The organism is Planctomicrobium limosum, from assembly GCF_051465645.1.
In the GTDB taxonomy this organism is placed as follows: domain Bacteria; phylum Planctomycetota; class Planctomycetia; order Planctomycetales; family Planctomycetaceae; genus Planctomicrobium.
In genome coordinates this window covers 4,411,442-4,437,608 of record NZ_CP195790.1, presented here as the reverse complement: position 1 = coordinate 4,437,608, position 26,167 = coordinate 4,411,442, and the positions used below count along the sequence as shown (strand labels likewise).

Below are 26,167 nucleotides of genomic sequence, written 5' to 3'. Positions count from 1 at the left end.
GCTGCTTTGGTTTTCAGATCATCTGAATCCGCGATTCAATTCCCAACAGAAATAACGACACGCCCAACATTGTTCCCGGAAAGAATCCGTTGCACTTCAGCGGTCATGTCTGACAATGAAACAATCCGTTTTACTGATTGCAGTGTCGTTGGCTTCCAGTCCCCTGCCAGACGAGCCCAGATCATTGCGCGAATGTCATCAGGACACCATGCCGAATCGATTCCTGCGAGCGTCAACCCACGGAGAATAAACGGATAGACGGTCAGGCCCAGTTCGGCCCCCGCCGTCAGTCCACAACAGGCGACACACCCGCGATGATGAATCATCTTGCAGAGATTCGTCAGTAAATCCCCACCCACAGTATCAACGCCGCCAGCAAACCTGGCGGACAACAGGGGACGGTTCTTCGAGTCCTGAAGAAGCTCACGGCCGGCGACCTCTTTCGCTCCCAGAGATTTCAACCAGTCCGCCTGATCTGCCTTTCCGGTCACAGCAGTCACATCGAAACCAAGTTTTGCGAGCAACATCACCGAGATGACACCGACACCGCCTGTCGCTCCTGTTACGACGACAGGTCCTTTGTCAGGTGACACCCCCTGATGCAGCAACGCCTGAACACACTGGGCTGCGGTGAATCCTGCTGTCCCGAAGATCATCGACTCTTCCAGTGTCAGCCCTGCTGGAAGTGGAACCAGCCAGTCTGCAGGAAGCTGGATCAGTTCCGACCATCCTCCCCAGCGTTCCACTCCAAGTTCATGCCCTGTCGCAATGACCTGAGTCCCCACCGGAAAGCGAGCATCGTCACTTTGTTCGACCACTCCAGCCGCATCAATCCCAGGGACGTGCGGAAACAACTTGGCAATCGTCGGGTTCCCTGACGCCGCCATCGCGTCCTTGAAATTCAACGAAGAATAATGGACACGCACACGAACATTGCCACTCGGCAATTCTGAACAAGACCGCTGCTGCACGCTCCCGGAAACGGTTCCGTCGGAATTCTTCTGGACGTAGTAACAGGAAAAGCGGTCGTCCATGGCGATCTCACACTGTTCATCAAACCGGGATCATCAATCTGAAAGCAACCAGCCACTCTTCCAATTCGCCGCTCGCGTCAGGCACGCGGGAATCGGCCTTTTCCCTGTCGGGAACGGAGCTGCGCAGCCGCATGATAGACCGAACCGACTAATGCAGGAGCAACTCTGGCGACTTGGCAGAGCGGCTTCCCGGCGTCGGTTCATTCTCACTCGACCGGAATGTGAAAACCACAGAATACTTTGTCTGGGGCGAAAAGTTTCGAGTCGCGGCATGCAATGTTCGAGCATGAAAGAACAACACATCGCCCGGGTCGAGTTCAACCAAGACTCGCTGAGCCAGAACCGGTTCATTCTCTGCGAGGTCGCTTCGATAGAACCTCGCGGCATCAAACGAAGTCGACGGCAGAACCATTTCATGTGACCCGGGGATCACTTGCAGGCAGCCGTTTTCTTTTCGCTCTGGACCAAGTGCCAGCCAGACACTGATCAGATTCGAATTATTGAACGACCAGTAACGCATATCCTGATGCCAACCGGTATCACTACTGAACCGAGGCTCTTTAGTCATAATGCAATTGTGATGCGCCAATGGACAGACAACGTCCGGCCCGAGCAGCTGCTTCAGTCGATCAAGAACCGGGGCATACTGTAGCCATTCCGTGAACACATAATCGCGACTGAACGCCTGCTTCAGACGCCGGATCGTGGTTCCCCCTTCGCCTTTCGACGAATCAGGAGCACCGGGATACTTCAATTCTGCTTCCAGCTCCAGCGGTTCAATTCGATTCAGCAATCCGACCTTGGTCACTTCGACCATTTGCTGACGCAATGCATCCGGGCACAGTCCGCGAACGACTGCGTATCCATCTTTATGAAAGCCTGCAACTTCTTCGTCGCTAAACGTCGCGGCCACTGGATTTCCAGACGACAATTCGACCACCATCGTAACTGCTCCGCGATCCTTCAAGTTCGCCTTTGGCTGCCTGAGCCGGCAGTCAACACGTCCGGAAAGACTCAGGGGGCGCTGGACTTCGTTCCCAGCGGCGATTCTTATTAGAATGTGCTGCTGCGGACTGATCGTCAATCCTCCAGAGCACTTTGCTCACCAATGGGTTCGTTCACGATCAACCTGCAAAGAATTTCCCGCAATTTCGCCAATTCATTCATTCGTTGAACCTGCAACACAGATTTTCAAACTCATGCCAGATCGCTTCTATGTCCCAGGTGTCTGGACTGAGCACATCGAACTTGATGGCACCGAAGCCCATCATCTTGCCAAAGTCCTGAGAGCCGAACCTGGCGATACTGTTGAACTGTTCAACGGAACCGGACAATCAGCAACGGCAGAAGTAACAGAAGTCAAAAAGCGGACCGTGCAACTCAAGTTGATGTCGGGCTCCCGAAATTCTGAAGTACGAACTCCCGAACTTGTCATCGCTGTCGCGAGTCCGAAAGGGGACCGACTGCGCTGGATGATCGAAAAGATGACCGAATTGGGAGTGGATCGTTTCATCCCGTTGAAGACCACACGAAGCGTCGTCGACCCCAGCGACAGCAAGCTCAGCAAACTCGAACAAACCGTCATCGGGGCGTGTAAACAGTGCCGTCGTGATCGTCTGTTGCAGATCGACGACATCTGTCAGTTCAAACAACTCCCTACTCACTTTACCGGGAAACGAACTCAACTTCTTTTCGGCGAAGCGAATGCACCGACACTCCCTGCTGCCCCCGCTGACCAGATCACGCCAGACGTCATCGTTGCCATCATTGGACCTGAAGGGGGTTTCACACCGGAAGAGCAGCAACAACTTCTTGACTGGAATGCCGTGCCGGTCTCTTTGTCTCCATTTGTTTTAAGAGTTGAGACCGCCGCGGTTGCGTTCGCGACTCATCTACAATCTTATCGTACTTGATGCGATTTCGGATTCTTTTCCGGCAAACCACTGTCGTCTCCTTGACGGCACGGCCTGACAGATCGAGAATAACGCCCAAGGCGTGCGCCATCAAAGTTAGAGCGTTTCAGTTCTTCAAAGAGCTCGTCTCCAGCGAGCACTCTCCGACTGCAAACGTTCCTGGTGGCGATTGATTGACCTCTGTCATCTAAGTCAGGTAGTGCAATGGAAGAGTCGCGGTGGATGTCCTGGAACGAAGTCCCGTGGATGCAGCGGTCTTCTCCAACTTCCACACTGATCCGGCTTTGTGACCGAATTCTGCAGTCTGGTGACCTCACGTCAATCGTGGTCGACGTTGCAGCAGAATTCGGAGTTCCCAATTGCCAGCTTGCCAGCCGTCACAGCCAGGGATGGCAGACTGTCGCCAGCAGAGGCGAATGGGACGGGCCGTTACCGATCTCGCAACTCGTTTCTGCAATTGATCGGGATTCGGCGCTCTTTTCCAAGAGCGGACCGAACGGGAATGTGATCCTCTCTCCAACAGCCTCTAAAGAGCAACACGCTCTTTTGCTTTCCGGGCCTCGACTGTCTCAAGAGCAATTATCGGAAGCACTTGCGGTTGCCCGGGTTTTGGGCCGACGACTGGATCAACTTGCCGTTTTGAATTCCTCGGTCCGTCGGGTCGATCAGCTCCGAGCCACGATGCGTCTTGCACGATCGTTTGCTGGCGAAACGGAAACACAACGCCTGCTCGAACAGATCGCGACCGACGCTTCGCGACTTTTGGGTGCGGACCGCGCCAGTATTTTCATCTGGGATCGTGAACAGCGACAACTCGTTGCCTGCCCAGCACTGGGAGTTGAAGGAGGCCGCCTGTTCCTGCCAGACAATAAAGGGATTGTCGGAGACGTCATTCACTCACGCAAACCTGTCATCGTGGATCAGGCCTATTCCGATCCTCGCTTCGATCAGGGAGTCGACAAGAAGTCTGGGTACACGACTCGAAACCTGCTGTGCGTTCCGCTGTTCGATGCGAACGACGATTGCTTGGGGGCATTCGAGCTGATCAACAAGCTCAACGGCGATTTCACCACTGAAGACCTGATCGCTCTTGAAGACTTTGGAGTCGCAGTCGCCACTGCGATCACCAATACTCGCGAACTTGAAAATCTGGTCCGCAACAATACCCAACTGACCGAGCAAGTTAAAAACCGGGTCAACATCATCGGCGAAAGCCCGGCTGTCATTGCGCTCCGCAGCACGATTGACAGACTCGCCACAACAGATCTGCCAGTCCTGATTCTCGGCGAAAGCGGAACAGGGAAAGAAGTCGCTGCCACTGCCCTGCACCATCAGGGATCTCGTGCATCCCGCCCGTTTGTCGCCGTCAACTGTGCTGCACTGACAGAGTCACTGCTGGAAAGCGAACTCTTCGGGCATGAAAAAGGGGCATTTACCGATGCCCATGCCATGCACATCGGAAAGTTTGAACTGGCCGAAGGAGGCACCCTGTTTCTTGACGAAATCGGAGACATGACGCTCGGCGGACAGGCAAAACTTCTGCGTGTGCTCGAACAGAAAGTCGTCACCAGAGTCGGCGGTGTTCAGCAGATTCCAGTCAACGTCCGCGTTGTCGCCGCTACGAATGCGAACCTCGCAGACATGGTACGTGACAAAAAATTCCGTCAGGACCTGTACTTCCGATTGAGCGTTGTCACTCTCGAACTGCCACCACTCCGCGAACGCCCGGAAGACATTGTTCCGCTGGCGAGGTTCTTTCTCGATCGCTTCTGTCGTGATGCCAAGCGCAAACATCTGGCATTCTCGCCTGATGCAGAGAAGCGTCTGCAAATGCACCAGTGGCCGGGGAACGTCCGCGAACTCCGCAACCTGATGGAACGGATTGCGTTTCTCGCTCAGGGAACGCGCGTTGAGGTGGACGACCTTGCATTTATTCTCAGTCCGAAACGCAGTGATTTCGATGACCTGGCAGAAGGAATCGGCCTGGCGGAAGCAACAAACAGTTTCCAGAGCGAATACATCAAGCGTGCTGTCAAACGGATGCAGGGGAACATGAGTGACGCCGCAGAATTTCTGGGGCTTCACCGATCCAATCTTTACCGTAAAATGCGGCAGTTGGGGATGGAAGTCGACGACGTGAAGCCGTAGCCATCTCTGGACGATGCTCGCTAATTCGAGCGAACTTCAACTGCGATCAAATTGCTCAGGCGCTCACATGAACACATTACGAACAGCAACACTCCTGTCCGTAATTGTCGGGGTATTTTTCGGCTCCATCTGCTTCGCCGAAGCTCCTTGGACAGACGATTCCCTTGAGACAGTCAAGAAAAACATTGCAGAGAAAAAAGCGGTGCTGGTCGATGTCCGCGAAAAGGGGGAATGGGACGCAGGTCACATCGACGGGGCGATCCTTCTGCCACTGATCGAGATGCAAAGCGGCATGACCAAAGAAGAGATCACAAAGCGTCTCCCCAAAGACACAATCATCTACACACACTGCGTCAAAGGCATTCGTGCCATGACCGCCGGGGCTCAACTGGAAGAACTGGGCTACCAAGTCCGCAATCTGAAGCCGGGTTACAAAGAGATGATTCAGGCTGGCTTCACAAAGGCCGAACCAACCCCATAAAACCTCGCATCAAGCCGAAAAAACGGGAGTTGCGAATCGCTCACTTGTTCGCAAACTGAGAGTTGATCATCAAAGATCAAGTCGGGCCCAGAACAATTGCTCTCGATCGCCACGACGGCGCACGTCGGACAGCATCGCTTCATAAGTCGGCTTTATGAAATCGTTGTGTAGAATCTTCTGGTTAATCCGCACCTGACATTTCTTTGTGAAGTCAAAGAATTCAGGTGCGAGCCAGACCGATGTTTTGCTGCCGGAATGCTTGATATTCACTGCCCCACCCGGAGCAATGGCTCCCTCATAGCGACGTTGCCGCCGGACATTCGCTGCCGGCCCTTCAAGAATGACTGGCGGGAAGAACTGGTCGGAAATCGCACTGACTTCCATCCAATAAAACCAGCGGTCCGTCTTGCGGAGTACGCCTGCTTCCCACTTCGTCGCGTCTTTCAATGAGGCTCGACGCTGAGAACGCATCCAGTCGAAGATCCGTTCCTGTTCTTCATTGAACATCTCAAAGCCGCGATTCTTATACTCGCAATAAACGACATTTTGTCCATGTCGCAGCATGTTATTGAGAACCGCTGAGTTCTGCTCAAGCAAAAATCTGTCTTTCTCTCCGGCGATGAAATACCAGGCCATGTTCGCAGAGTTATCCCAATAGACTCGCGCAAAAGGACCGCAACTGGCGCCAATCGGAATCGCACCAGCAAACATCCCCGGACGCGACATCGCAATATCGACACAGGCGTCTGCACCGTTTCCATGCCCGGCGACAAAGATGCGATCAGAATCAACCCGAAACCGTTTGCGAACATGATTGATCGACTGATAAACGATGTCGTGCTCTGATGCACTGAACTGATACTGTCGAGCAGACTCGTCGCAATAGTGCGGAGCAATAACAATGTACCCGCGACGCTGAGCCCAACCTGGATTCTCTGCTGTTCCCGCCCAGATTTGGGCCGTACTTGCATAGCTGATGCCTCCACCACGAAGCACGACCAGAAGAGGATAGCGGTGCGCAGGATCGTATTCCGGGGGAAGAATCAAGGAATATCTCCCCGTCATCTCAGGTGACGATAACGGGAATTCAAACTCAGCAATCTGGCCGGGTTCGGGAATGGTGACATCATATGGCAACGGGAGATTTGGCAGCATGAGCGCAGCACGCTCGACACTCATCGATTCCATATCAGCAAGTGTCGCCAGAATCTCGCCATCCCGAACCGGATCGTTCTCGTTTCGCAGGTATTCAAGTATCTGGAAACGCGCGTCCCATAGACGAATCGTTTCATCCAGATTCACGACCGCATGGGCATCCCCAAGTAACCAGCCGGAATAGGCAAGTGCCAGTTTCTCCGCCGCTGGCATCGTCTGATCGTCAGATGCCCGTAGAAACGGTTCCAGCCGGTTCATCAATTCGAAACGTAACTCACTTTGAACCGTGGCTCGAATACTTGTGAGCCGCTGAGCTTGCTCCAACGGCAGATCCGCCTGCAGGAGATCGAGCAGCATGATGATTTTATCACGATCAGCAAGGGCCTGCTCGTACTCACTCAAGACGTCTTCGGCTCGCCGGGAGATATCCGCGCTCACACGTTCAGATGGAACCTGCTTCGCAAAGAACATGGCGAGATTGTGCTGGCCGGCCTGTTGCCGCCGTTCGATTTCATTCATCGCCCGACGAGCAATCAGTTCATCCAGCCGCCGTTGGTACTCTTCGCACCAATCTTTGAGATCAGGAAAACGCTGTGTGATCTGCTGAAGTTCGGTTTGCGCCTGCTCATACAACTGAGCCTGCACATAGAATTGAACGGCCGCCTTCCGCTCTGCCGGATCTTCCCGGTTCGAACTCTTTTCGATAATCGATCGCAACACATGGTCGGGGATCGTCCGCGTATCAACGTTATAATCCCACTGGTGAGTGAGGCTCTCAATGGTGCAGTAATCCGGGCGAATCTCTGTGATCGCCTGAATCACAGGAACCATCCCTTTCTGCGTGGGCATCATCACTGTGCGTCGCCCGAACTCATCGAACGGTTGAACATTATTCATCGCACCGATGGTGGGAAAGCCCCCGGACCGACCCTTCTTTTCCTGCTTCATCTGAAAGGAAACGACGGTGCCCAAGTCGGCAACTGGCTCTGTTGACTGCAGATTTCGACGGAAGAAGAAGTACCGCCGCATTCCATCATCCACCATCCAGAACGGCGTGGAAGGAACCGGGTCTGCATTATTCTGCTTAGAAGTTCCGGGAGTAATCCCCCCCAGTTGGAGTGCCGTCCCTCGGAGCGACAGTCCGTTCTTCAGGATGATTTCGTCCGCACGAACTGTGAGTCCGATTAAACACAAGCCGATCCCGCAGACGAACGTGATTCGCCTGAGGAGCACTTGGCGTCGTCTCAGTTCACCGGGACCATCCAACATCAGCAGACCGCCTATTCAGGGACAACTCCCCTAAGCAACAAACTCCAACACAAGAATTTCAGGGAAAAGACGTTGTCGATATCGTCTTCATCATTTGCCATCTCAAGCAGAATTTCCAGACGATTTTGCAATGGAAGCAAATTTCTCCGATTACAAAAGCTGCGCAGGTAACAGCCCCTGTTGAACGGAAATCTTCTGTAAGAAACCCTTTCCGGAGCAAACCCGCATTCAAAAAAAGATCCACGCCCATTGGACGTGGATCTCGAAATTATTGACCGTAGCGTGTTATTACGTCAGGTCAGACAGTGGTCCACCTTTGCTGTGGTCCGGATTTCCGAACGTCTCGATGTGATGTCCCATGCCGTGTGCGAGTGACAACAACAAGCGGTTGTGGGCGAGACGGTTGTACTTCAGCGCCCGTCCCATTTTGAAATCCAGCCCATTCCCCACCAGCACGAACGGAATGTTTTCCAGCGTGTGAGAGTTTCCTTCTCCCAGTTCGTTGGTCCAGACGATCGTGGTGTTGTCCAGCAGGGATCCATTTCCACCTGGTTCTGGAGTCTCATCGAGACGCTTCACCAGATACACCAGCTGCTCGCAGTACCACTTGCAGATCTTGGTCAGCTTGTCCTGAGCGTCCTCATTAGAGTTCGGCTCGTGAGACAGGGTGTGGTGCGTCTCGTCGATATTCAACCACTTCATTCGAGCCTGACCGACCGAATGGGTGAACTGCAAAGTCGCCACGCGAGCGAAGTCAGCAGTAAAGCTGTTCACCATCAAGTCGATCTGCATCCTGGCGAGCTGAGGCAGACTATCGTTGGCGACAACCACACCTGGATCCAGCTGAGGAATCTCGTGTGTGATCGGGCTCTTGCTGGCTGCGACGAGTTCCTGCTCCATCTGTCGAACAAATGAGGCATGCTCTTCCAGCAGCTGACGATCGTTGATGCTCACGAGTGATTCGACACGTTTCAGGTCTTTGGAAACGATGTCGAGAACGCTCTTCAGGCTCTCCTGATCTTTGACGTTCCCGTACAGCTTCTGGAACATCTGATAAGGATTGTCGACCGGTGTAATCGGCTTGTTCGGTCCTGAGTAGCACATTCGGGTCCAGGTGTCGGCACGCTCTGGAACGACGACCCCGAACTCCAGCGAACCAAAACGGGTCTGTGTTTCGGCGCGGCTCTGCAAGAAGTTCTTGATCTCTTGATCGATGGAAATCCCGCTCGCCCATCCAGCCGGAGTATGAGATCCCCCCTGAATGTTACCTGGGAACAACTCGATCCCGGTCAGTAGACACCCCATCCCGCGCATGTGGTTATCACCATCACCGCGAATCTTGTCGCTCAACCCGTTCAGGACGAGGGTTTTGGCTTTATATGCATCCAGCGGAGCCAGAATCTCTTTGAAGGCCTTCAGTTCACCTTCTTCATCTGGCCAGAAGTTCTTCCGAACAACCCCGTTCGGGCTGAACATAATCACCAGACGCTGCTTCCGTCCGGCAGAATTGGCAAACCCCAGGCTTGGAAGATTGCAGATGAACGGAAACGCAGCAGCGCTCAGACCAAACTGCTTCAGAAAATCTCGTCGATTTGTTGAATGGACCATTTCAGACCTCGTGATTTCGTTCCGTTTGAGTCTTGCGAAGATTACTGCAAGACCGGGTTTATGGCCCCGTTGCACTGACCTGTGCCGCGTTACCGGTTGACGATTTACTCAGTTCCTGAACGCCCAATGCGGACGTTACGACGATTTCCTTCAACAGCCGTTGAACCTTGAACTGATTCTTCTCAAAACTCTCAGCGAGTTCTTGTAGCCGGTTCTGCCCAAACGCTCGAACCGGCTGCTTAATTGTAAATGTAAACAACTGCTCGGCGAATGCCTCATGGGCATCTGGCGATTCTGCCAAAAATGTCGCCAGTTCTTGCGATCCGGTGAAGGAGATCTCCTTCCCTTCTCGATTGATGTACAAACCGACAGCGTTGACCGGCTTCTCCTTCTCCAATTCTCGATATCGACCGGCAGCGTCAAAGTGCTCCAATGGAAATCCCAGCCCGTTGATCATCACGTGACATGTCTGACACGCACCTGGACTTGTCTGCAAAATCACACGTTCTCGTGTCGACAACCCCTGATGAAGATCTGGAGCTAACGGAGAGACCGCTTCCGGTGGAGCCTTCAAACGACGTCCGAGCAACCCACGGGAGACAAACACCCCACGATGGATTGGCGAACTTTCCTGATCGTACGCCAAGCCGGAGAGCATGAACGGGTGAGTCACAACCCCGGCTCGTCCCTGACTGGAGAGATCGACCTTCTGGAAGTCCGAGTTTTCCGGGAGATCGACTCCATAGAATTTCGCCATACGACCGTTCACATAGAATGATCGATCAGTGAGTAACTGACGGAAATCTGCATCCTTCTCTTTCAGCATGTCATCAATCGACATTTCCAGAGACGACTTGAGATCGCTCACCAACTGTGGGCTGAACTCAGGGAAGGAAGTCTGATTCTTTACGATCTCCGGGAAGTGATTCAGCTGCAACCACTGACGATAGAACTCCTGCAATTTGCCTCGGGCTCGAACATCGGAAACCATCCGGTCGACCTGACGGCGAATCTGTTCCTCAGTATGTAGCTCATTCTTCTTTGCGGCTTCCAGCAGCCCTTTATCAGGCATCGAATCCCACAACGAGTACGACAGCCATGACGCGACCGAGAAGTCGTTGAATGTTCCAATTTCCCGGTACAACACGTGTGGCGACATCAGTGTCATCAACACAACACGTTTGATTCCGGTCTCGAGCGGAACGTCTTTTCGTGGAGCAATGACATAGGCTGCCACTTCCTCTTCAGTCAGTGGTCGGCGGAATGCCCGTTCGACAAAGTTTTTGCAGAACTCATCCTGCTTCGTCGTCTTCTCTTCGCCTGACATCTCACTCTTGATGCCAGTGAGCGAATTCAATTGATCAATGACGTACTGGGACGTTTCAAGTGCAGACAACGTCACAGCATCCTGCCACGCTTTGGAAATCGAACTTCCACGTTCGTAACCAATACTGCGATCGTCTGGAGGAAACGGTGTCTGCAGAACGAACATTTCTGGCGATCCCTGCGGAGTCAGAAATCGCTGCGGAATCACTTCTTCAACGTGACCGGGCCGCTTCCATTTCAACACAACCGAAGCGGATTTCTCTTTATAGCGGAAGAAATTCAGCCCCAATGGGTAGCTGCGTCCGCCAATCAGTTTGACAGTTTTTCGATAGACGGTGTCGTTCCCCGATCGCACCCAGGCATCGATGATCGGCGTTTTCCAGTTGTTGACATTCAGGCGGATTCCGTTTTCAGATTCAACTATGAACTCATAGTCACCGGTCTCTGGGATCAGAATGCTGCCGTTCCACTTGATGGAAAACTCGGCGTTGTCATGAATGTCGTCAGCTTTGCGTTTCTCCATGTCCGGTTCTGTCGGGAACCCTTCAGGCTTTGTTTCGCCAAACTGAAAACTGACAGCGGGATCAACTCGTTCAATGACGAGTTTTTCTTTCTTGAAGGATCGCAGGTTGTAGTACTCGGCCTTCAAACCGAATTCTTTTGGAACACCTGCCCCCCAGCGAAACGACCCGATCAAGTCAGTCACTGTATTCTCATACTGACGCACTGTCAGACGGGACAATTCGACAGTTGCCGGGCGATTCCGTTCCTGAGCCAGAATGGAATAGAACTTTTCGTGCATGAACGCCGAGATGAGTCGCGACTCTTCCTCGGAGGTCTTCTTCTCGGTGTCCTCTGGCATCGTCTGTGCGATCACATGAGCCAGTTCCAGAATCGACCGATCCCCGATCAGCGGAGTGGAATAATCCTCCGTCCCTTCGCCATTCGCCCCATGACAGCGTGCGCATTTTTCCTGGTAGAGCTTGGCACCAGCTGCAACGTCATCAGCAAGAAGACTCGAACCACTCAAAACTGGAACCAGACTCAACAAAGTGAGCAGGACTGGATACTTCCAGTTGAGAAACGCGCAGGGTGAGATAACGAAGAGTCTCATGGCAGGGCTCTCAATACAGTCGCCGGACGCGACGCGGGGCCACGACGGCGGGTGCTTCCCTCCAAGCAGGTGACGACTCAGAGTCAAAGCGGTCGTGACGAGGCGGGCACAATTCAATACATCGTCAACCGTTTAATGGTAGTACATTGTGGCCTTTGAGTCAATTTTCAGGTCCGAACTTCAGCAAGCAGCTATGGGATAAACTGCGGGCTTTAGCGAATATACAACACGTCACTCACATCTGCCGTTTACTGAAAATTTCCCAAACGACACAACTGTAAGGGAAAGCAACTCGCGGGACGTTCCACATTTCGCAAACAGGCAAAATAAAAATTGCCTGCCTTCATCCCGGAGGCAAGCTTCAGAAAAGTTCGTGAAAACGACCGTCACAACAGGAACTCTTGTCAAAAAGCTCGACTCTCAACCAGAAATCGGTCGAAACGGTGATGTTCATCTCTTTGAAATCAATTTTCAGAATCGGCGACTTCGCGACGTTCGACAGGCCAAAGTTCCGCTTTGAAGCAGGGATTTTTTCAAGAGCAGAGAGAGCACAGATGAAACATCGGGTCACTACCGTCTGTTTGCTGCTGCTGGCATTTCTTATCGCCCAGCGCACGACTTGTGCGCAGCCTTCTCAGCCGACCACATTTGGAAGCTCCGCGACAAATCCTCAGTCGATTTGGGCGTCCAGCCAGAAGAGTGCAGGCCAACGCGGAATTGAAGTCGCCCGATTCGGGACCGGAGATCAGTACGTCCTCATCGTCGGGAGCATGTCCGGAAACGACCCTGCCAGCATCAACCTGCTCGATGCGACGTCACAACTTGCCAAAACATTTCCGCCGCCAGAACCTGTCACATTGCTGTTTGTAAGAACCCCAAATCCAGACGGGATGTTCGAGCACGTTCACACCAACGCGCGTGGTGTGGAACTCGACCGGAACTTCCCGACTCGAAACTTCACAACAGCTCCAAATCGCCTCACAGGCCCTCATCCTGCCAGCGAACCAGAAACACAGTACCTGGTTCGTATCCTTCAGGAATTCAAACCTGTGCGAGTGATTCACGTTCAGTCTGGAAATGCATCCAAACCGCTGTTCCTGCTCAATTCCATTTGGCACTCCCGAACCGGAATGGCCATGCTTCCCAAAGACATCGCTCAGGATGGATACCACTCCGCATACAGAGCCGGGTCACTGGAAGAGTTTGCCAGCACGGAAATGAGAACATCCGTCGGGACCGTGGTTCTCTCCTCCGGACAAAGACAGGTCCAGCCCGCTGAACTGCTGCGACTTGCTGTCGGCCAAATCGCTAAAGAGCAGTCTCCTGCGAACGGCTCGCAAATCACAGCAAAGCCTGAGACTCCGGCAGCAAATCCTCAGATGGAATCGACGCCAACCGCTCCCGGGTCAACATCAGCGGTCTTGCCGACAACGACCATTCCAACCAATTCGTCACCGGAAAAACCACCGTTGATTCCGACGTCAAATCGGACAAGCGAAGTCGAACTGTTGCCACCGCCACCGGAATTCCTGGCAACATCCATTTCAAAGCAGAAAACAAATTCAACTGACGACGGACGGTTCATTGAACTGCCGCCGCCACCTCGTTCTGCCAAGTGATCGAAATGAAGGCGTGGCGCTGAAGTCACAACGGTCGATTTTCAACCAGTCTCAAGCGCCAGTAGCTTAGCCATTCAGGCGAAGCTTCATCAGTACCCAACCGGCCTGAACTGCTTCTTTCCAGTGCAATTTCGTGTGCCCGAAGCGGCGTTCTTCATAGACGATGGGAACCTCGGTGAAGGTCGCCCCTGCTTTTTTCAGCCGGAAGAGAATCTCTTCTTCAATCGCATATCCGGTTGCCCGGGCATTGGACCAGTCAACCTGTTTCAGCAAAGAAACGTTGTAGCAACGGAAGCTGCCACTGTTATCGAGCGTGGTGAGCCCGAGGACTGCACGCGCATAGACGTTGAGCGACTTGCTCATCAGCAGGCGAGAAAACCCTGCCCCGTCAACACCGCCCCCTTTGACATATCGAGACCCGATCACGACGTCCGCGACCTCGGACTTCGCCAGGAGAGCCGGAATGAATCGTGGAGGGTGCGAGAAGTCCGCGTCGAGATTCACCAGCAGATCGTAGCCGTGATCGATCCCATACTTGAATCCGGCTGTTGTTGCGGTCCCTAGCCCGAGCTTGCCTGGGCGATGAATTGCACGAATCCGCTTGTCGTCTGCAGCCAGTTCGTCTACGTACCGTCCGGTCCCATCCGGGGAATTATCGTCGATGACAAGAATATCCGCATTCGGAACGAGTCGATGGATGTCGGGAATCAGCTGTTGAAGATTTTCACGTTCGTTGTAAGTACACAATGTCACAAGAACGCGTGGTGTTTCCGACATGCAATCAGCCTAATTTCCTGGGCAGTGAGCGAGAGCCCTTCTCGAATTCGAGTGGCGTTTCCGACACGCGGTATTCAGCCTTATCGACGGCGAAACGGATTCCGCATGTCGACAAAGCTGCTCCACCTTGGCCCTGCTCTAACGTTGCGCCGATGCCTGAACCATATGTGCTCGTGCTTTTGCGTCTTCCGCTTCGGGAATCTTTCCGCACTTCACATAAATCACAGACAACTGAGTGAACGAAAATGGATCGTTTGGAAGCAATTCGCACACCTTTTTGGCGTGTTCGATCGCTTCTTCAAACCGGCCTAAGCGCTGCAAAAAAACTGCCAGAGCGGATCGGGCGTCGGCGAATTCCGGATGCTCTGTTGCAAGCTCCTGGAGTTTCTCGACAGCCCCTTCCAGATTCCCGGAGTTTTTCAGCAGAATCGCGGCATCATACATTTCGGAAGGGGACGCCATGGCGATGAACTCCAGTTCGAGATTCGAATGTCATTGCAGTACAAAATTTTGATTTTGAGACTTCATGATAGAGGAAAGATCACTACGGCTAAAGGTTGCAATCCTGCGAAATCAAAACCCATCAGCGACGTCAAACCTGTCCAATTTATTCAGCAGGGCGGAAAGCCCTCTTCTCCCAAAGAGAAAACCAGCGTCGTGAAGTAGAAACACCTCACGACGCTGGCCAGGATGGCACAGATTGATTCGAGCCCCACACTCATTGACTCAGGATCAATTTGTGTCCTTCTTCACGACGACGAAAGCGGATTCCTCACCACGTTTAATGTGCAGGAGCAATCCTCGATCAAGATCGGCACTGGTTACCGCATCCCGGAAGTCGTTCATGCTTTGAATCGTTTTCGTTCCGGCTCGCTCGATCAGGTCGCCCGCCTTCAGGCCAGCTTCGTCAGCAGGTCCTCCAGCAGTCACACTCTTCACAACGACACCGGCTGCCCCGTCCTTCAATCCCAGCTGGGTCGTCAACTCGCTGTTGAGTTCCAAAACCTGAACTCCCAACTTTGCAACGTCTTCGTTTGCTGGTTTCGCCGGGGAAGTTGCCGCTCCGTTGTTATTCACTCGACGCAACGCTGCCGTGTAGTCCGATGGCATTGCTTCCAGTTGCACTGCAACGGTCACTTCTTTTCCACCACGAATCACCTTGGCGTTGTAGGACTTGTTTGGAGCCGATCGCTCAACATTCCCGATCAACGAATCACGGTCGGTGATTGTGCGACCATCGAACTCGACGATCACGTCACCAGCTTCAAACTTGGCTTTGGATGCCGGTGTGTTTGGAAGGATGTCGCCAACCAATGCTCCCTTGCCGATCGGAACTTCAAACTGGCTTCGCAGGTCATTTGTCAGTTCCTGCAGTTTCACTCCGAGGTAAGAACGTTTGACTTCTCCGTGAGCAATCAATTGTTCTGCGACCCAGCGAACGTTTTCAGATGGAATCGCAAAGCCGATTCCGTCGTAGCCACCACTTCGCGAAGAGATCGCAGTATTGATTCCGATCACTTCACCGTACAGGTTTACGAGTGGTCCGCCGCTGTTACCCGGATTGATTGCAGCATCTGTCTGCAAGTACTCTTCCCGTTCGTTGATCCCTGGTCCACGACCTGTGGCACTGATGATTCCGGAAGTGACTGTCGTTCCCACATTAAATGGGTTCCCAAGAGCCAGTACCCAGTCTCCGACCTGCATCTTGTTGCTGTCACCCAGCACCAATGCAGGCAGCTTATCAGTCGATTTCACTCGAACGATCGCAATATCGGAACGTGGATCGACGTTCCAGGATTCTGCCTGAAGTTCCCGGCCATCGTGGAGCCTGACCTTCACGCGATCAGCGTTTTCGACAACATGGCTGTTCGTCAGGATCACACCGTCTGCATCAACAATGAAACCGGAGCCAGTCCCCTGCATTTTCGGACGAGGACGCCCTCCTTCAGGTGACTGCTGCATGAATTGTTCGAACCGTGGATCATCGCCAAAGAAGCGGCGCAGCATTTGTTCTTCTGGGGACCCTGAGCCTCGCCCATCGAGTGCTTTGGTCACTGCGGCAGGTCGCGCCTCTGCGGTAATCGACACGACGGCTGGAAGAACTCGTTGAGAGACGTCACGAAACGCGATTGAAAGGTCTTCAGGAGCCCGTGCAGGAGCAGGAGCCAGCACATTTCCTGTCGTAACAGGTTGCGAAACACCGACGGCCGCCGCCCCAAGGCAGATCCCGCCGATTGCAGTCATCATCAATCCGACATTATTTCTGGCTTTCATCTTTTATTCTCCATTTCTCTCTGTTTCTGAGAGCATTTTTGAACCGTGAACCGGCAAGGAACCTCCTGTTTCATGCCCTGCGCGGTGACTCAAAAAGCTGGCAAATCACTGCTGAATCGCAGATTATAAATTCATTCTAAGACGGCACTTTCATGCCCGATCATTCACTGATCCTCTGAAATTCAACGGCAAACTGAAGTTGTTAACTCAACCGACAGTGAAACGTTGCCGCGACTGAAAAACTTCGGACACATTTTTCTGAAGAATTCTCGGAAGAACACGCACTGGTACTTCCGCGAACGCAACAACCTGTTGTCAGGAAATACGTTTCCACAACCATCAATGAGTGCCAGCGAATTCCGCTGGCCGCCTCGCCTGAGTCTTCTGCAAGCCGATCGCGGTTCCGGCGCGGTGCACTCAGTCTTTTCCTTGTTCAAAGAAGAACGCGAGTAGTGGCACGGGTGGACGAACCGTTCTCAACGGTGATCGCCAGAGCATTCTGAAATGCGGCTAAACGGGATGAACGCGAGCGAGCAAAGTTGGTGGGATGCCAATATCCCCGACCAGAATTTTGCCACAACAGGAGACTCCGGTTTCAGTCATGAAACCATGTTTTCTGGCAACGAGCGTAATGGTCGCTGTCGCCTGCACGGCAACGGTCTCAACGCTTCCTAAATTGCAGTCCAGCCCCGTTGGACTATCAACCGCCAGCACAGGACGACTGGTTCGATTGATCTCCGAAACGATCAAATTGTAGGGAACTCTCAAGCCCCCTGATGCTCCCGTTCCCAGCAAGGCATCGACCAGCCAGGACGCGCGTGCGAAATGCGATCGCAAGGTCTTCAAATCCTGTGGCAGCGACAGGAAATGAACCGGAATCCCGGAATGCAACAGAATCCGGTAGTTCGTCAATGCATCAGGCGAGAAGAACTTTGAGTCCTGAAACACCAGCACTTCGACCGGAATGTCACGAATGGCGAGATGACGTGCCATCACAAACCCGTCGCCTCCGTTATTTCCTTTTCCGCAGCAGATACAGACCGGGCCAGTCGGTGACACTCCGAGTTCTAACAATGCCTCCGCACAGCTTCGACCAGCATTCTCCATCAGCACGATTGAAGGAATTCCGAACTCATCAACCGCAAGTTGATCAATGGACCGCAGCTGCATTGTTGAAAGCACGAGATGATTGTCCATGACAGTATTCCTGGTCCTGTCGGCCCAGATTGTCGCCGACAAATGCCAATTCAAACGCAGTCGAACTCACGCAACAGAACGCGCTCCCGCCCCCAAGTCGCGATTCCGCTCATGGAGTTTTGCTCATGGAGCAGAATCAAGCACGACATCGACCGGGCACACTCAGTTTCGACCGGAAGCCCAAACGGTTCATTTTCCCGACTTTTCAGGTGAATGAAAAGCCTTATCTGAGGTTCCGCAGAGTCTCTTCTCAATCCCGCCAGAATGCTCAAGCCCAAGCAGCAACGACCGACCGCACAAATCAACACCTCTTTACTCTTGGATTCCGACAGAGTATCTATGCGAAACCGAATCGGCAGAGAACTCTCTAATACAATGCTTGAGTGCCCCTGAATTACATTCACAATCGACCTAACGTTCCGCTGATTCCACGACTCGATTCTGCCAGGAATGCCTCGTCTTTGAATCATTCTCGTCGCACAACACACCCAAATCCACTTCCTTCAGCAGACTCGTGCAATCATGAAAGCGATTCGACTTCAAGAGCCTCGACGATTTGAATATCTCGACATCGACGAGCCTGCTGCCCCCGGGACAGGACAGGTTTTAGTCAGAACCCACCGCATGGGAATTTGCGGGTCAGACCTGGCAGGGTACCTCGGAAAAATGCCCTTCTATCGCTACCCACGCATTCCCGGTCACGAACTGGGAGTTGAAGTGCTGGCCGTTGGTCCGAACGTCACCAATGTCGCAGTTGGCGACCGCTGCAGTGTCGAACCCTACATGAATTGCGGTTCCTGCTACGCCTGTCGAACCGGACACACAAACTGCTGCGAACACCTGAACGTCATTGGTGTCATGATTGATGGCGGATTGTGCGAACGCTTCCTCATTCGCGCAGACAAACTTCATCCCTCCCCAATACTGAACTACGATCAACTGGCACTTGTAGAAACGCTTGCAATTGGATGCCATGCCACGCAGCGCGGCAATCCACAGGCAGGCGAGCATGTCCTTATCATCGGTGCCGGGCCGATTGGGCTCTCGGTACTGGAGTTCACCAGAATCGCCGGTGCGACGATCACCGTCATGGACATGGATGAGAAGCGACTGGCCTTCTGCAAAGAGACCTATCAGGTCGCGCATACCATTCACGTTGTGGGCGACGGGAGTGAACGGGACGAGATGAACCGGATCACGAATGGGGATCGCTTTGCAATGGTCGTCGACGCCACTGGAAGCAATATTTCCATGGCACAATCGCTGCACTTTGTCGCACAGTCCGGGCGACTTGTTTACGTGGGAATCACCACAGGAGAAATCTCGTTTCCACACGCATGGATGCATCGGGCAGAGGTCTCGATGCTCGCGTCCAGAAACGCGTTACCAGATGATTTTCGGCGAATCATTTCGCTCATCGAAAATGGAACGATCAACACACAATCGTGGCTGACACACCATGTCCCGTTTGACGAACTTGCCGATCAATTCGAGAAGTTCACACAACCACAAACAGGTGCAATCAAAGCGATCGTCCATGTGACGCCCACTTAAGGACCTCGCGAGATCGATGCGAAGTCCATGTGCATTGGATAACAGATCGCAGTAATTCGCTTCAGAGGAAACAGGCTCAAGCTTCCTCAAGTCAGAGCGTCAATGCAGGGAGCTTGAGACGCACTCCAACAGACATCTACATCGGGGAGTTCTCAGCCTTTTGAGTCCAGGCCTTCGCCATTCTCTGTGGAATATCGACGAAGTTTCCTGGCGTGAAGAAGATGATCGCCATCAGAATCAAAAACGCCATGCAGAGATAGGCGTCGCCGAGTTTCGGGAGAAAGGTCCGTGCCATGGACGATGCCCGATCGTCTGCGCTTTGCCGGCGGTTTACCCCCCGATACAGGAAGTAACGGCGGTTACACATTCGACAGCGGGTCGGGCGATGTAGCAGAAGCAGTGCAGGGAGATCGTACCACCGAATACGTGATGCGACCAAATCCCCAACGAAAGCATCCTTACACATAAAGTCAATCCATTTTCAACGAGTTGTCACAAGCAGAACTTGAATGCGACGAAGTCCCACACACGTCCCCGTCAGTTTGTCACATCATTCCGATGAACAAAAATGACACTCCTGGACATCTCTAACACGACAGGCACACCACAGATGAAGTTGCCGACGATGTTGAATCGGTTTGCTGGAAACTGCCCAAAACAGTGACGTCGCAAAATTCAGACCGGGTCATCTTTCACAGAAAACTGGCTGAATCGCAAACTGCCTCGTAATGAGCACGATCCGATTCGGGACTACTCGTCCCTTGGAGGCCTATACACATACCCTCTTCCCGGAGAGCCCGCAACAGACATTCAAACCGGATGAGACAAAAACCAGACATCAACACATCCAAGTTCACTCATAAGCGATAGATCTCTCGATTTTCATACGTAAGCGCTGCGTCGTTTCACACGAAATTGCAGCACAATACGTCAGGGCAGACTTCGATTCGACGTCAGCCGTCCAGTTCCTTAAACTATGGCACGCACAGTTGACGTTCACCGATGCCGCCCGATTGTCAAAACCTCTGAAACAGTCACGTTTTTCATGAACCAGCACCCTCTCGATGTTTTTGAATTCGACAATGGCCTGGTGCTGCTCGTCGAGACGATGCGACATGTCCAATCAGCTGCCTTTTCTGTGCTGACGCCTGCGGGAGTCGTTCACGAACCATTCGCAGCCAACGGAACATCTGCTGCACTCTGCGATCTCATGTCGCGGGGGGCAGGAAATCTGAACAGCCAGCAACTGACAGCGGCGCTCGACAACCTGGGAGTTCAGCACAACGAAAATGTTGGCTGGAACTTCATCACGTTTTCCGGAGCGACACTTGCCGAAAACGTCGTCGAAGCGTTGCCCTATTACGCAAGCATTCTGCGTGAACCAAAACTGGACCTTGAGCAGTTCCCTGCAGTCATGAGCGGGGTCGAGCAGAGCCTGTTGGCGGAAGAAGACGAGCCGCAACGCAAAGTTTTGACAGAACTCCGTCGCCATACTTATGACGCCCCGTGGAACCGCCCGACAGACGGAACGCTGGAGGAACTCGACGCGATCACTCCAGAATCCGTGATTGAGCACTACCGTACTCACGTACGCCCGAATGAAACATTGATCGGTGTCGCCGGAAACGTCGACCCGAATCAGATTCGCGATGTCGTCGGCAAAATCTTTGGCGACTGGAAACCGCACGCCGCTCCGGAAGTCGTCACGATCCCTGGTTCGCGAGAGAGCCGCCATATCAGCTATCCCTCATCGCAAACACATATTGGACTCGCGTACAACGCCGTCCCGTATGGTCATCCGGACTACTACGCCGCCTGGGCCGCAATCAGCATTCTGAGCGGTGGATTCAGTTCGCGACTCTTCACGGAACTGCGAGAACGTCGCGGACTTTGTTATTCTGTTTTCGCAACACTGCATACCCTGATGTCAGAAGGTCGCGTTCTCGCTTATGCCGGAACAAGCACGAGTCAGGCACAAATGGCCTTCGACGTCATGGTTGAAGAGTTGCGAAAACTGGGCAAAGGGATCGAACCTGCAGAACTCGCACGTTGTCAGGCCAGAGCCAAAAGCTCACTGATCATGCAGCAGGAATCGACTGAATCACGAGCAAACTCAATCGCTCGAGACTGGTTCCACCTGAAACGGGTGAACTCCCTGGCAGACATTCGCGCTGCACTCGACGCGCTGACAATCGACAACATTGTTGATTACGCAAATCGCTATCCAGCACGCAACTTAACCGTATTGACCATCGGGGAAGAACCGATCGTGGTTCCACAAGATTGACGGAGACATTCCGTCGCGTCACGATCCCCGGAAATCAGCCGCTCACAGGCAGGCTGGTTTGACAGAATTTCTCATTGGCAATTGAAGCGCCCTCCCATGAAACCTGATCGTTTTGAACTCGCTCGTCTTGAAAAACTCCAGAAAATTGTCGAGTTAGGACACGATCCATTCGGTCAGCGTTTCGACAACTACCAGCCGATCAGCAAAGTTCGCGGCCTCTGCCCGGAAGAAGCTGGTGTCACCGGGGAAACGGTACGAGTCACCGGCCGAATCATGCTGCGCCGGAAGGCAGGGAAGCTCCGCTTTCTGGATATCGCCGACTCTTCTGAAAGAATCCAGCTCCTGTTCTCACGAGGGGATCTCTCAGAAGAACAATGGGAACTGATGAGCCAACTCGACCTGGGTGACCTCATCGGGATCGATGGCGTCCTGAAGCGTACCGAGTCCGGAGAAGTCTCCATCCTCGTGTCGACGCTGACAGTGTTGTGCAAGTCACTCGCACAGCCACCGGAAAAGCACCACGGAGTGACAGACATCGAAACACTGCTACGGCATCGTGAACTCGATCTGATCTATACACCAGGCGTCCGCGACAAGCTGTTGCTGCGCAGCAAGATCCTGAACTCTGTCCGACAGACGCTGAGCACTCAGGATTTCGTAGAAGTCGAAACCCCGGTTTTGCACGCCATTGCAGGGGGCGCGGCCGCACGTCCGTTCACCACGCACCACAATGCGCTCGACATCCAGCTCTATTTGCGAATCGCATTGGAACTGCACCTGAAGCGACTCATGGTCGGCGGGATCGAACGCGTCTACGAAATCGGTCGGGTCTTCCGTAACGAAGGGATTGATGCCACGCACAACCCTGAGTTCACCATGATCGAGATCTATCAGGCGTACGGCAACTACGAATCAATGATGGACCTGACCGAGGCCATCGTGACCGACGCCGTTCGCGCTGTTCTTGCAGCTCAGGGAAATACAAACCCAGAGTCACTGATCCTCCCCTGGGGCGAAACGACGATCGACTTCACTGCGCCTTGGCCACGACGCACCTACGCAGACCTGTTCCAGGAATATGCCGGTTGCGACATCAGCGATCTGAATGCTGTCAAAGAGAAGGCTCGCGAACAGGCGAAGCATGGAAACATCAAGCCGGACTTCATCGCTCGCATGGAAGCTGGTCATGTCCATCAGGATGTGATCGTCAGCGAAGTTTTTGAAGCATGCGTCGAAGATCGGCTGGTAGGTCCAATCTTTGTGATTGATTACCCGGCTTCAATTTGCCCGCTGACAAAGCGAAAAACGGGCGTCCCTCACATCGCAGAACGTTTCGAGCTGTTTGTCCACGGGATGGAGCTCGCCAACGCCTACACCGAACTGAACGATCCTAAGCTGCAGGAAGAACTGTTCCGCACGCAATTGGAAGGGCTCTCCGAAGAAGACTCGATGGCGAAAATGGATCAGGACTTCATTCAGGCGCTAAAAGTCGGGATGCCTCCGGCTGGCGGACTGGGAATCGGCATCGATCGCCTGGTGATGCTGCTGACAGACAGCCGAACCATTCGTGATGTCATCTATTTCCCATTACTGCGTCCTGAAGGCGTTCCGGCCAAAGGGGATGCAACACGCAAATCTGAGTAGTCACCTTTCTTCCAAGGTGTCCAAAGCGAACTTCGTTTCGCCATAAACCCCTTAATCAACAATGAATTCGGCAAATTCTGCCGAATTCATTGTTGACCACTTAAATCATACCATCTATTATGTCAAGCGAGAAAAGTGAGTTTGCCGGAGGTGTAAGAGTTTTAGTGTTCGTGAGATAGACTGCTTTCTCTCATCGGTCGAATTTAGAAAATGGGGTGACACTGATGTTGGTCCTCTCGCGCAAGAAGAACGAGAGCATTGTCATCGACGAACGGATTGTAATTACCGTTGTTGAGATCCGCGGTGACAAGGTTCGATTAGGTATTGAAGCTCCTCGTGACGTGGCGATTCATCGCCAAGAAATTTACGACGCGCTTCGTGCAGCAGCAACAACACAACAATCGGCAACTGAGCAGCCATCTGAAGCGCCTGCTCCGGAGAAACCATCGGTCTGAATGACGGATTTGGTTCTTATTCCTATTCAATAGCGTCATCACTCGATGGCGATTTCTTTGCACCGCAGGATGTTCGCGTCCCTTGTGCTTCGGTGCTTTCGTCGCTTGCCGGTCAGGTTTGAGCCCTTGAAATTTTGGGTCCTCGCCTGCCCCGCTTCAAAATCTGCCGACGCTGGCATTGAACAACTGGCATTTCTCCCAGATCTGTTGCTAGGATAGTCGTCGCATCGAGCAATTCTCATTCGTTGATAATGCACATTATCCTCAAATCAGAATTGCTGCCCCTGACTCTGCCTGACGTATTCTCACTGACACAAGCCTCATCGAGCCATGCTCATGAAGCGAATGTCCGCGGGTATCTCTTCGGCCGATCAGCAGGTAAATCGATGCCCCCTGTTCCACAAAGCATGGAGTGTTTTGTCGAACCTTGGCACTGACGACTAATCCCCCCAGAACTCCCCTTTCGACTTCCTCGATATCACCAGTGAATGCAGCGTTCTGAATGAATGCCGTGCACTGTGCGAAACAAGAGCCTGACGTGCTCATATCGGCGAGATTGAAATTGGCGAGATGAAAACTGTTCGCGGAAAGAGAAAGACGCACGATGAGTCAAATCGATTCCCAACCGATTGCCCCGAATGCACATCGGCTACTGTATGCCGGTTTCATGGCGATCCTTGCAGCCGGTGTTGGCTTCTCTGTTCGCGGAGGAATTCTGGGGCAATGGGCTGAACAGTTCGGGTTCACAATGACCGAATTGGGCTCCATTACAGGGGGCGGTCTTGTTGGCTTCGGAGCAGTGATCATCATCACGTCGCTCTTTGCTGACAAAATTGGCTATGGCAAGATCATGACTGCAGCGTTTCTGCTGCACTTCATTTCCGCAGTGCTCACACTCGGAACTCCTGCCGCATTTGAAGCTGGCGGAAAAGACGCTGCTTACTGGTGTCTTCTCGTCGCCATGCTGATTTTCTCAATCGGAAACGGCTTGTGCGAAGCAGTTGTGAACCCGTTGACTGCAACACTCTTCCCCAAAAGCAAAACCCATTACCTGAACATTCTGCACGCAGGGTGGCCAGCCGGTCTGGTTCTCGGGGGGCTCGCTTCGTACTTCATGGCAGCGCAAGTCGATTCCTCCGGAGCAGTCGTTGCGGCGGCTGTTGACTGGAAGATTCAGATGTCACTGTTTTTGATCCCGGTGATCATTTACGGAGTCATGCTGTTCGGCCAGAAGTTCCCAGCGTCAGAAGCAGCGTCCGCTGGTGTCACCTTGGGACAGATGATTAGCACCGTGTTTGCTCCTCTGATGTTGTTCCTGCTCGTCATCCACGCGATGGTCGGTTACGTCGAACTCGGAACAGACTCCTGGATTTCCAAGATCACTGGTGCCGTGATGGGCAGCCCAGGCAGCGGACTGGCTCTGTTCGTCTACACCTCGATGCTGATGTTCTTCCTGCGATTCGTTGCCGGCCCGATTGTGCATACGATTTCGCCATTGGGCCTGCTGCTCGCCAGTGCCGTTCTGGGAGCAGCTGGACTCACACTGTTGGGGAATGCAACGACTGTCGCCGCCTGCATCATCGCAGCGACGATCTATGCCTGTGGAAAGACCTTCCTTTGGCCAACAATGCTTGCTGTTGCCTCTGAGCGCTTTCCAAACGGGGGAGCCGTTTCGATCGGAATGCTTGGCGGTGTCGGAATGTTGTCCGCTGGTCTTCTTGGCGGTCCTGCAATCGGGTTCCAGCAGGATCACTTTGCTTCACAGAACCTGAAGCAAGCGTCTGTCGAAGTTTTCGATCGCTACAAAGCCGACAAGGAAAACAGCTTCATGTCGTTCAAGACCGTGGGTCTGAACGGTGCGAAGGTCGGGATTCTGGACGACAACGGCAAAGAGCTGAACCGTGTTGGCGAACTTCTGAAAGCAGAAACTCAAACCGAAGCCAACAAGGCCAAGTTCGAGAACCATGCAAAGCTCGCCGCCTGGTGGGCAGACGCCTCTAAGCATGCTGAAACAGACAAGCCGAAAGTCACCGAAGCTGGAGTTCAGGGTGGGAAGTCCGCACTGATCGCCACCTCATACATCCCCATGGTGATGGCTGCCTGTTACCTGCTGCTCATTATCGGATTCAAACTGACAGGTGGGTATAAAGCCATTCACCTGAGCAGCAACTCTGAGACTGTTTCACCAGAATCACTCGGAACCGCTGAGTCATAACGAACGTCGAACTGACAAGACCTGGAATCGTCTTTAAAAATTGCAATTACGGTTTCCACAGTCTTTGATAAGATCCGGCCTCTGATGGATTCCCGTC

19 protein-coding genes are annotated in these 26,167 nt (G+C 53.1%); 9 read left to right on the top strand and 10 right to left on the bottom strand.

From position 1 onward, the window contains the following. Positions 1-35 precede the first annotated feature (35 nt). A complete protein-coding gene (locus SH527x_RS16870; RefSeq protein ID WP_437191850.1) occupies positions 36-1,034 on the bottom strand; it encodes an acrylyl-CoA reductase family protein in 999 nt (332 codons plus the stop codon). A 148-nt stretch (positions 1,035-1,182) separates the two neighbouring features. Beyond that, on the bottom strand, positions 1,183-1,977 hold the full coding sequence (locus SH527x_RS16865) for a phytanoyl-CoA dioxygenase family protein (RefSeq protein ID WP_437191849.1): 795 nt from the start codon (positions 1,975-1,977) through the stop codon (positions 1,183-1,185). 256 nt (positions 1,978-2,233) lie between these two features. Between SH527x_RS16865 and SH527x_RS16860 the strand changes: the two genes are divergently transcribed. From SH527x_RS16860 to SH527x_RS16850, 3 genes are all read left to right on the top strand, one after another. Further along, complete coding sequence (locus SH527x_RS16860) at positions 2,234-2,947, top strand: RsmE family RNA methyltransferase (protein ID WP_437191848.1); 714 nt, start codon at positions 2,234-2,236, stop codon at positions 2,945-2,947. Between the two features lie 222 nt (positions 2,948-3,169). After that, positions 3,170-5,095, top strand: a complete 1,926-nt coding sequence (locus SH527x_RS16855) for a sigma 54-interacting transcriptional regulator (RefSeq protein ID WP_437191847.1) — start codon at positions 3,170-3,172, stop codon at positions 5,093-5,095. Between the two features lie 67 nt (positions 5,096-5,162). Further along, on the top strand, positions 5,163-5,576 hold the full coding sequence (locus SH527x_RS16850; RefSeq protein WP_437191846.1) for a rhodanese-like domain-containing protein: 414 nt from the start codon (positions 5,163-5,165) through the stop codon (positions 5,574-5,576). Between the two features lie 69 nt (positions 5,577-5,645). Here the strand turns inward: SH527x_RS16850 and SH527x_RS16845 are convergent, their stop codons facing one another. The 3 genes from SH527x_RS16845 to SH527x_RS16835 form a co-directional block, all read right to left on the bottom strand. Next, positions 5,646-8,000 carry a hypothetical protein gene (locus SH527x_RS16845; RefSeq protein WP_437191845.1) on the bottom strand — a complete coding sequence of 785 codons (2,355 nt, stop codon included), beginning with the start codon at positions 7,998-8,000 and terminating at the stop codon, positions 5,646-5,648. 288 nt (positions 8,001-8,288) lie between these two features. Then, the gene (locus SH527x_RS16840) at positions 8,289-9,608 is read right to left on the bottom strand and encodes a DUF1552 domain-containing protein (protein ID WP_437191844.1); all 1,320 of its coding nucleotides are present in this window, start codon (positions 9,606-9,608) and stop codon (positions 8,289-8,291) included. A 58-nt stretch (positions 9,609-9,666) separates the two neighbouring features. Next, entirely contained in the window at positions 9,667-12,048 is a 2,382-nt protein-coding gene (locus SH527x_RS16835) for a DUF1592 domain-containing protein (RefSeq protein WP_437191843.1), read from the bottom strand. 554 nt (positions 12,049-12,602) lie between these two features. Between SH527x_RS16835 and SH527x_RS16830 the strand changes: the two genes are divergently transcribed. Further along, entirely contained in the window at positions 12,603-13,667 is a 1,065-nt protein-coding gene (locus SH527x_RS16830) for a M14 family zinc carboxypeptidase (RefSeq protein ID WP_437191842.1), read from the top strand. Positions 13,668-13,733: 66 nt separating this feature from the next. Here the strand turns inward: SH527x_RS16830 and SH527x_RS16825 are convergent, their stop codons facing one another. From SH527x_RS16825 to SH527x_RS16810, 4 genes are all read right to left on the bottom strand, one after another. Next, positions 13,734-14,444 (bottom strand): polyprenol monophosphomannose synthase, encoded by a 711-nt coding sequence (locus SH527x_RS16825; RefSeq protein ID WP_437191841.1) that lies wholly within the window; start codon positions 14,442-14,444, stop codon positions 13,734-13,736. Positions 14,445-14,582: 138 nt separating this feature from the next. Beyond that, positions 14,583-14,906 carry a tetratricopeptide repeat protein gene (locus SH527x_RS16820; RefSeq protein WP_437191840.1) on the bottom strand — a complete coding sequence of 108 codons (324 nt, stop codon included), beginning with the start codon at positions 14,904-14,906 and terminating at the stop codon, positions 14,583-14,585. A gap of 270 nt (positions 14,907-15,176) precedes the next feature. Beyond that, a complete protein-coding gene (locus tag SH527x_RS16815) occupies positions 15,177-16,718 on the bottom strand; it encodes a Do family serine endopeptidase (RefSeq protein WP_437191839.1) in 1,542 nt (513 codons plus the stop codon). 510 nt (positions 16,719-17,228) lie between these two features. Beyond that, the gene (locus tag SH527x_RS16810; protein ID WP_437191838.1) at positions 17,229-17,915 is read right to left on the bottom strand and encodes an NAD(P)H-hydrate epimerase; all 687 of its coding nucleotides are present in this window, start codon (positions 17,913-17,915) and stop codon (positions 17,229-17,231) included. Positions 17,916-18,437: 522 nt separating this feature from the next. Here SH527x_RS16810 and SH527x_RS16805 point away from each other — a divergent pair. Next, positions 18,438-19,469, top strand: coding sequence for a zinc-binding alcohol dehydrogenase family protein (locus SH527x_RS16805; RefSeq protein ID WP_437191837.1), 1,032 nt, complete (start codon positions 18,438-18,440; stop codon positions 19,467-19,469). Between the two features lie 136 nt (positions 19,470-19,605). Here the strand turns inward: SH527x_RS16805 and SH527x_RS16800 are convergent, their stop codons facing one another. Beyond that, positions 19,606-19,935, bottom strand: a complete 330-nt coding sequence (locus tag SH527x_RS16800) for a hypothetical protein (protein ID WP_437191836.1) — start codon at positions 19,933-19,935, stop codon at positions 19,606-19,608. 579 nt (positions 19,936-20,514) lie between these two features. On the opposite strand from SH527x_RS16800, the gene SH527x_RS16795 reads away from it, so the two are divergent. The 4 genes from SH527x_RS16795 to SH527x_RS16780 all read left to right on the top strand — a co-directional run bounded on the left by SH527x_RS16795 (position 20,515) and on the right by SH527x_RS16780 (position 26,070). Beyond that, on the top strand, positions 20,515-21,756 hold the full coding sequence (locus SH527x_RS16795; protein ID WP_437191835.1) for a M16 family metallopeptidase: 1,242 nt from the start codon (positions 20,515-20,517) through the stop codon (positions 21,754-21,756). A gap of 96 nt (positions 21,757-21,852) precedes the next feature. Further along, positions 21,853-23,400, top strand: coding sequence for a lysine--tRNA ligase (gene lysS / locus SH527x_RS16790; RefSeq protein ID WP_437191834.1), 1,548 nt, complete (start codon positions 21,853-21,855; stop codon positions 23,398-23,400). Positions 23,401-23,624: 224 nt separating this feature from the next. Next, entirely contained in the window at positions 23,625-23,855 is a 231-nt protein-coding gene (gene csrA, locus SH527x_RS16785; protein WP_437191833.1) for a carbon storage regulator CsrA, read from the top strand. 604 nt (positions 23,856-24,459) lie between these two features. Continuing rightward, positions 24,460-26,070 (top strand): MFS transporter, encoded by a 1,611-nt coding sequence (locus SH527x_RS16780; RefSeq protein WP_437191832.1) that lies wholly within the window; start codon positions 24,460-24,462, stop codon positions 26,068-26,070. The last annotated feature ends 97 nt before the right edge of the window (positions 26,071-26,167 follow it).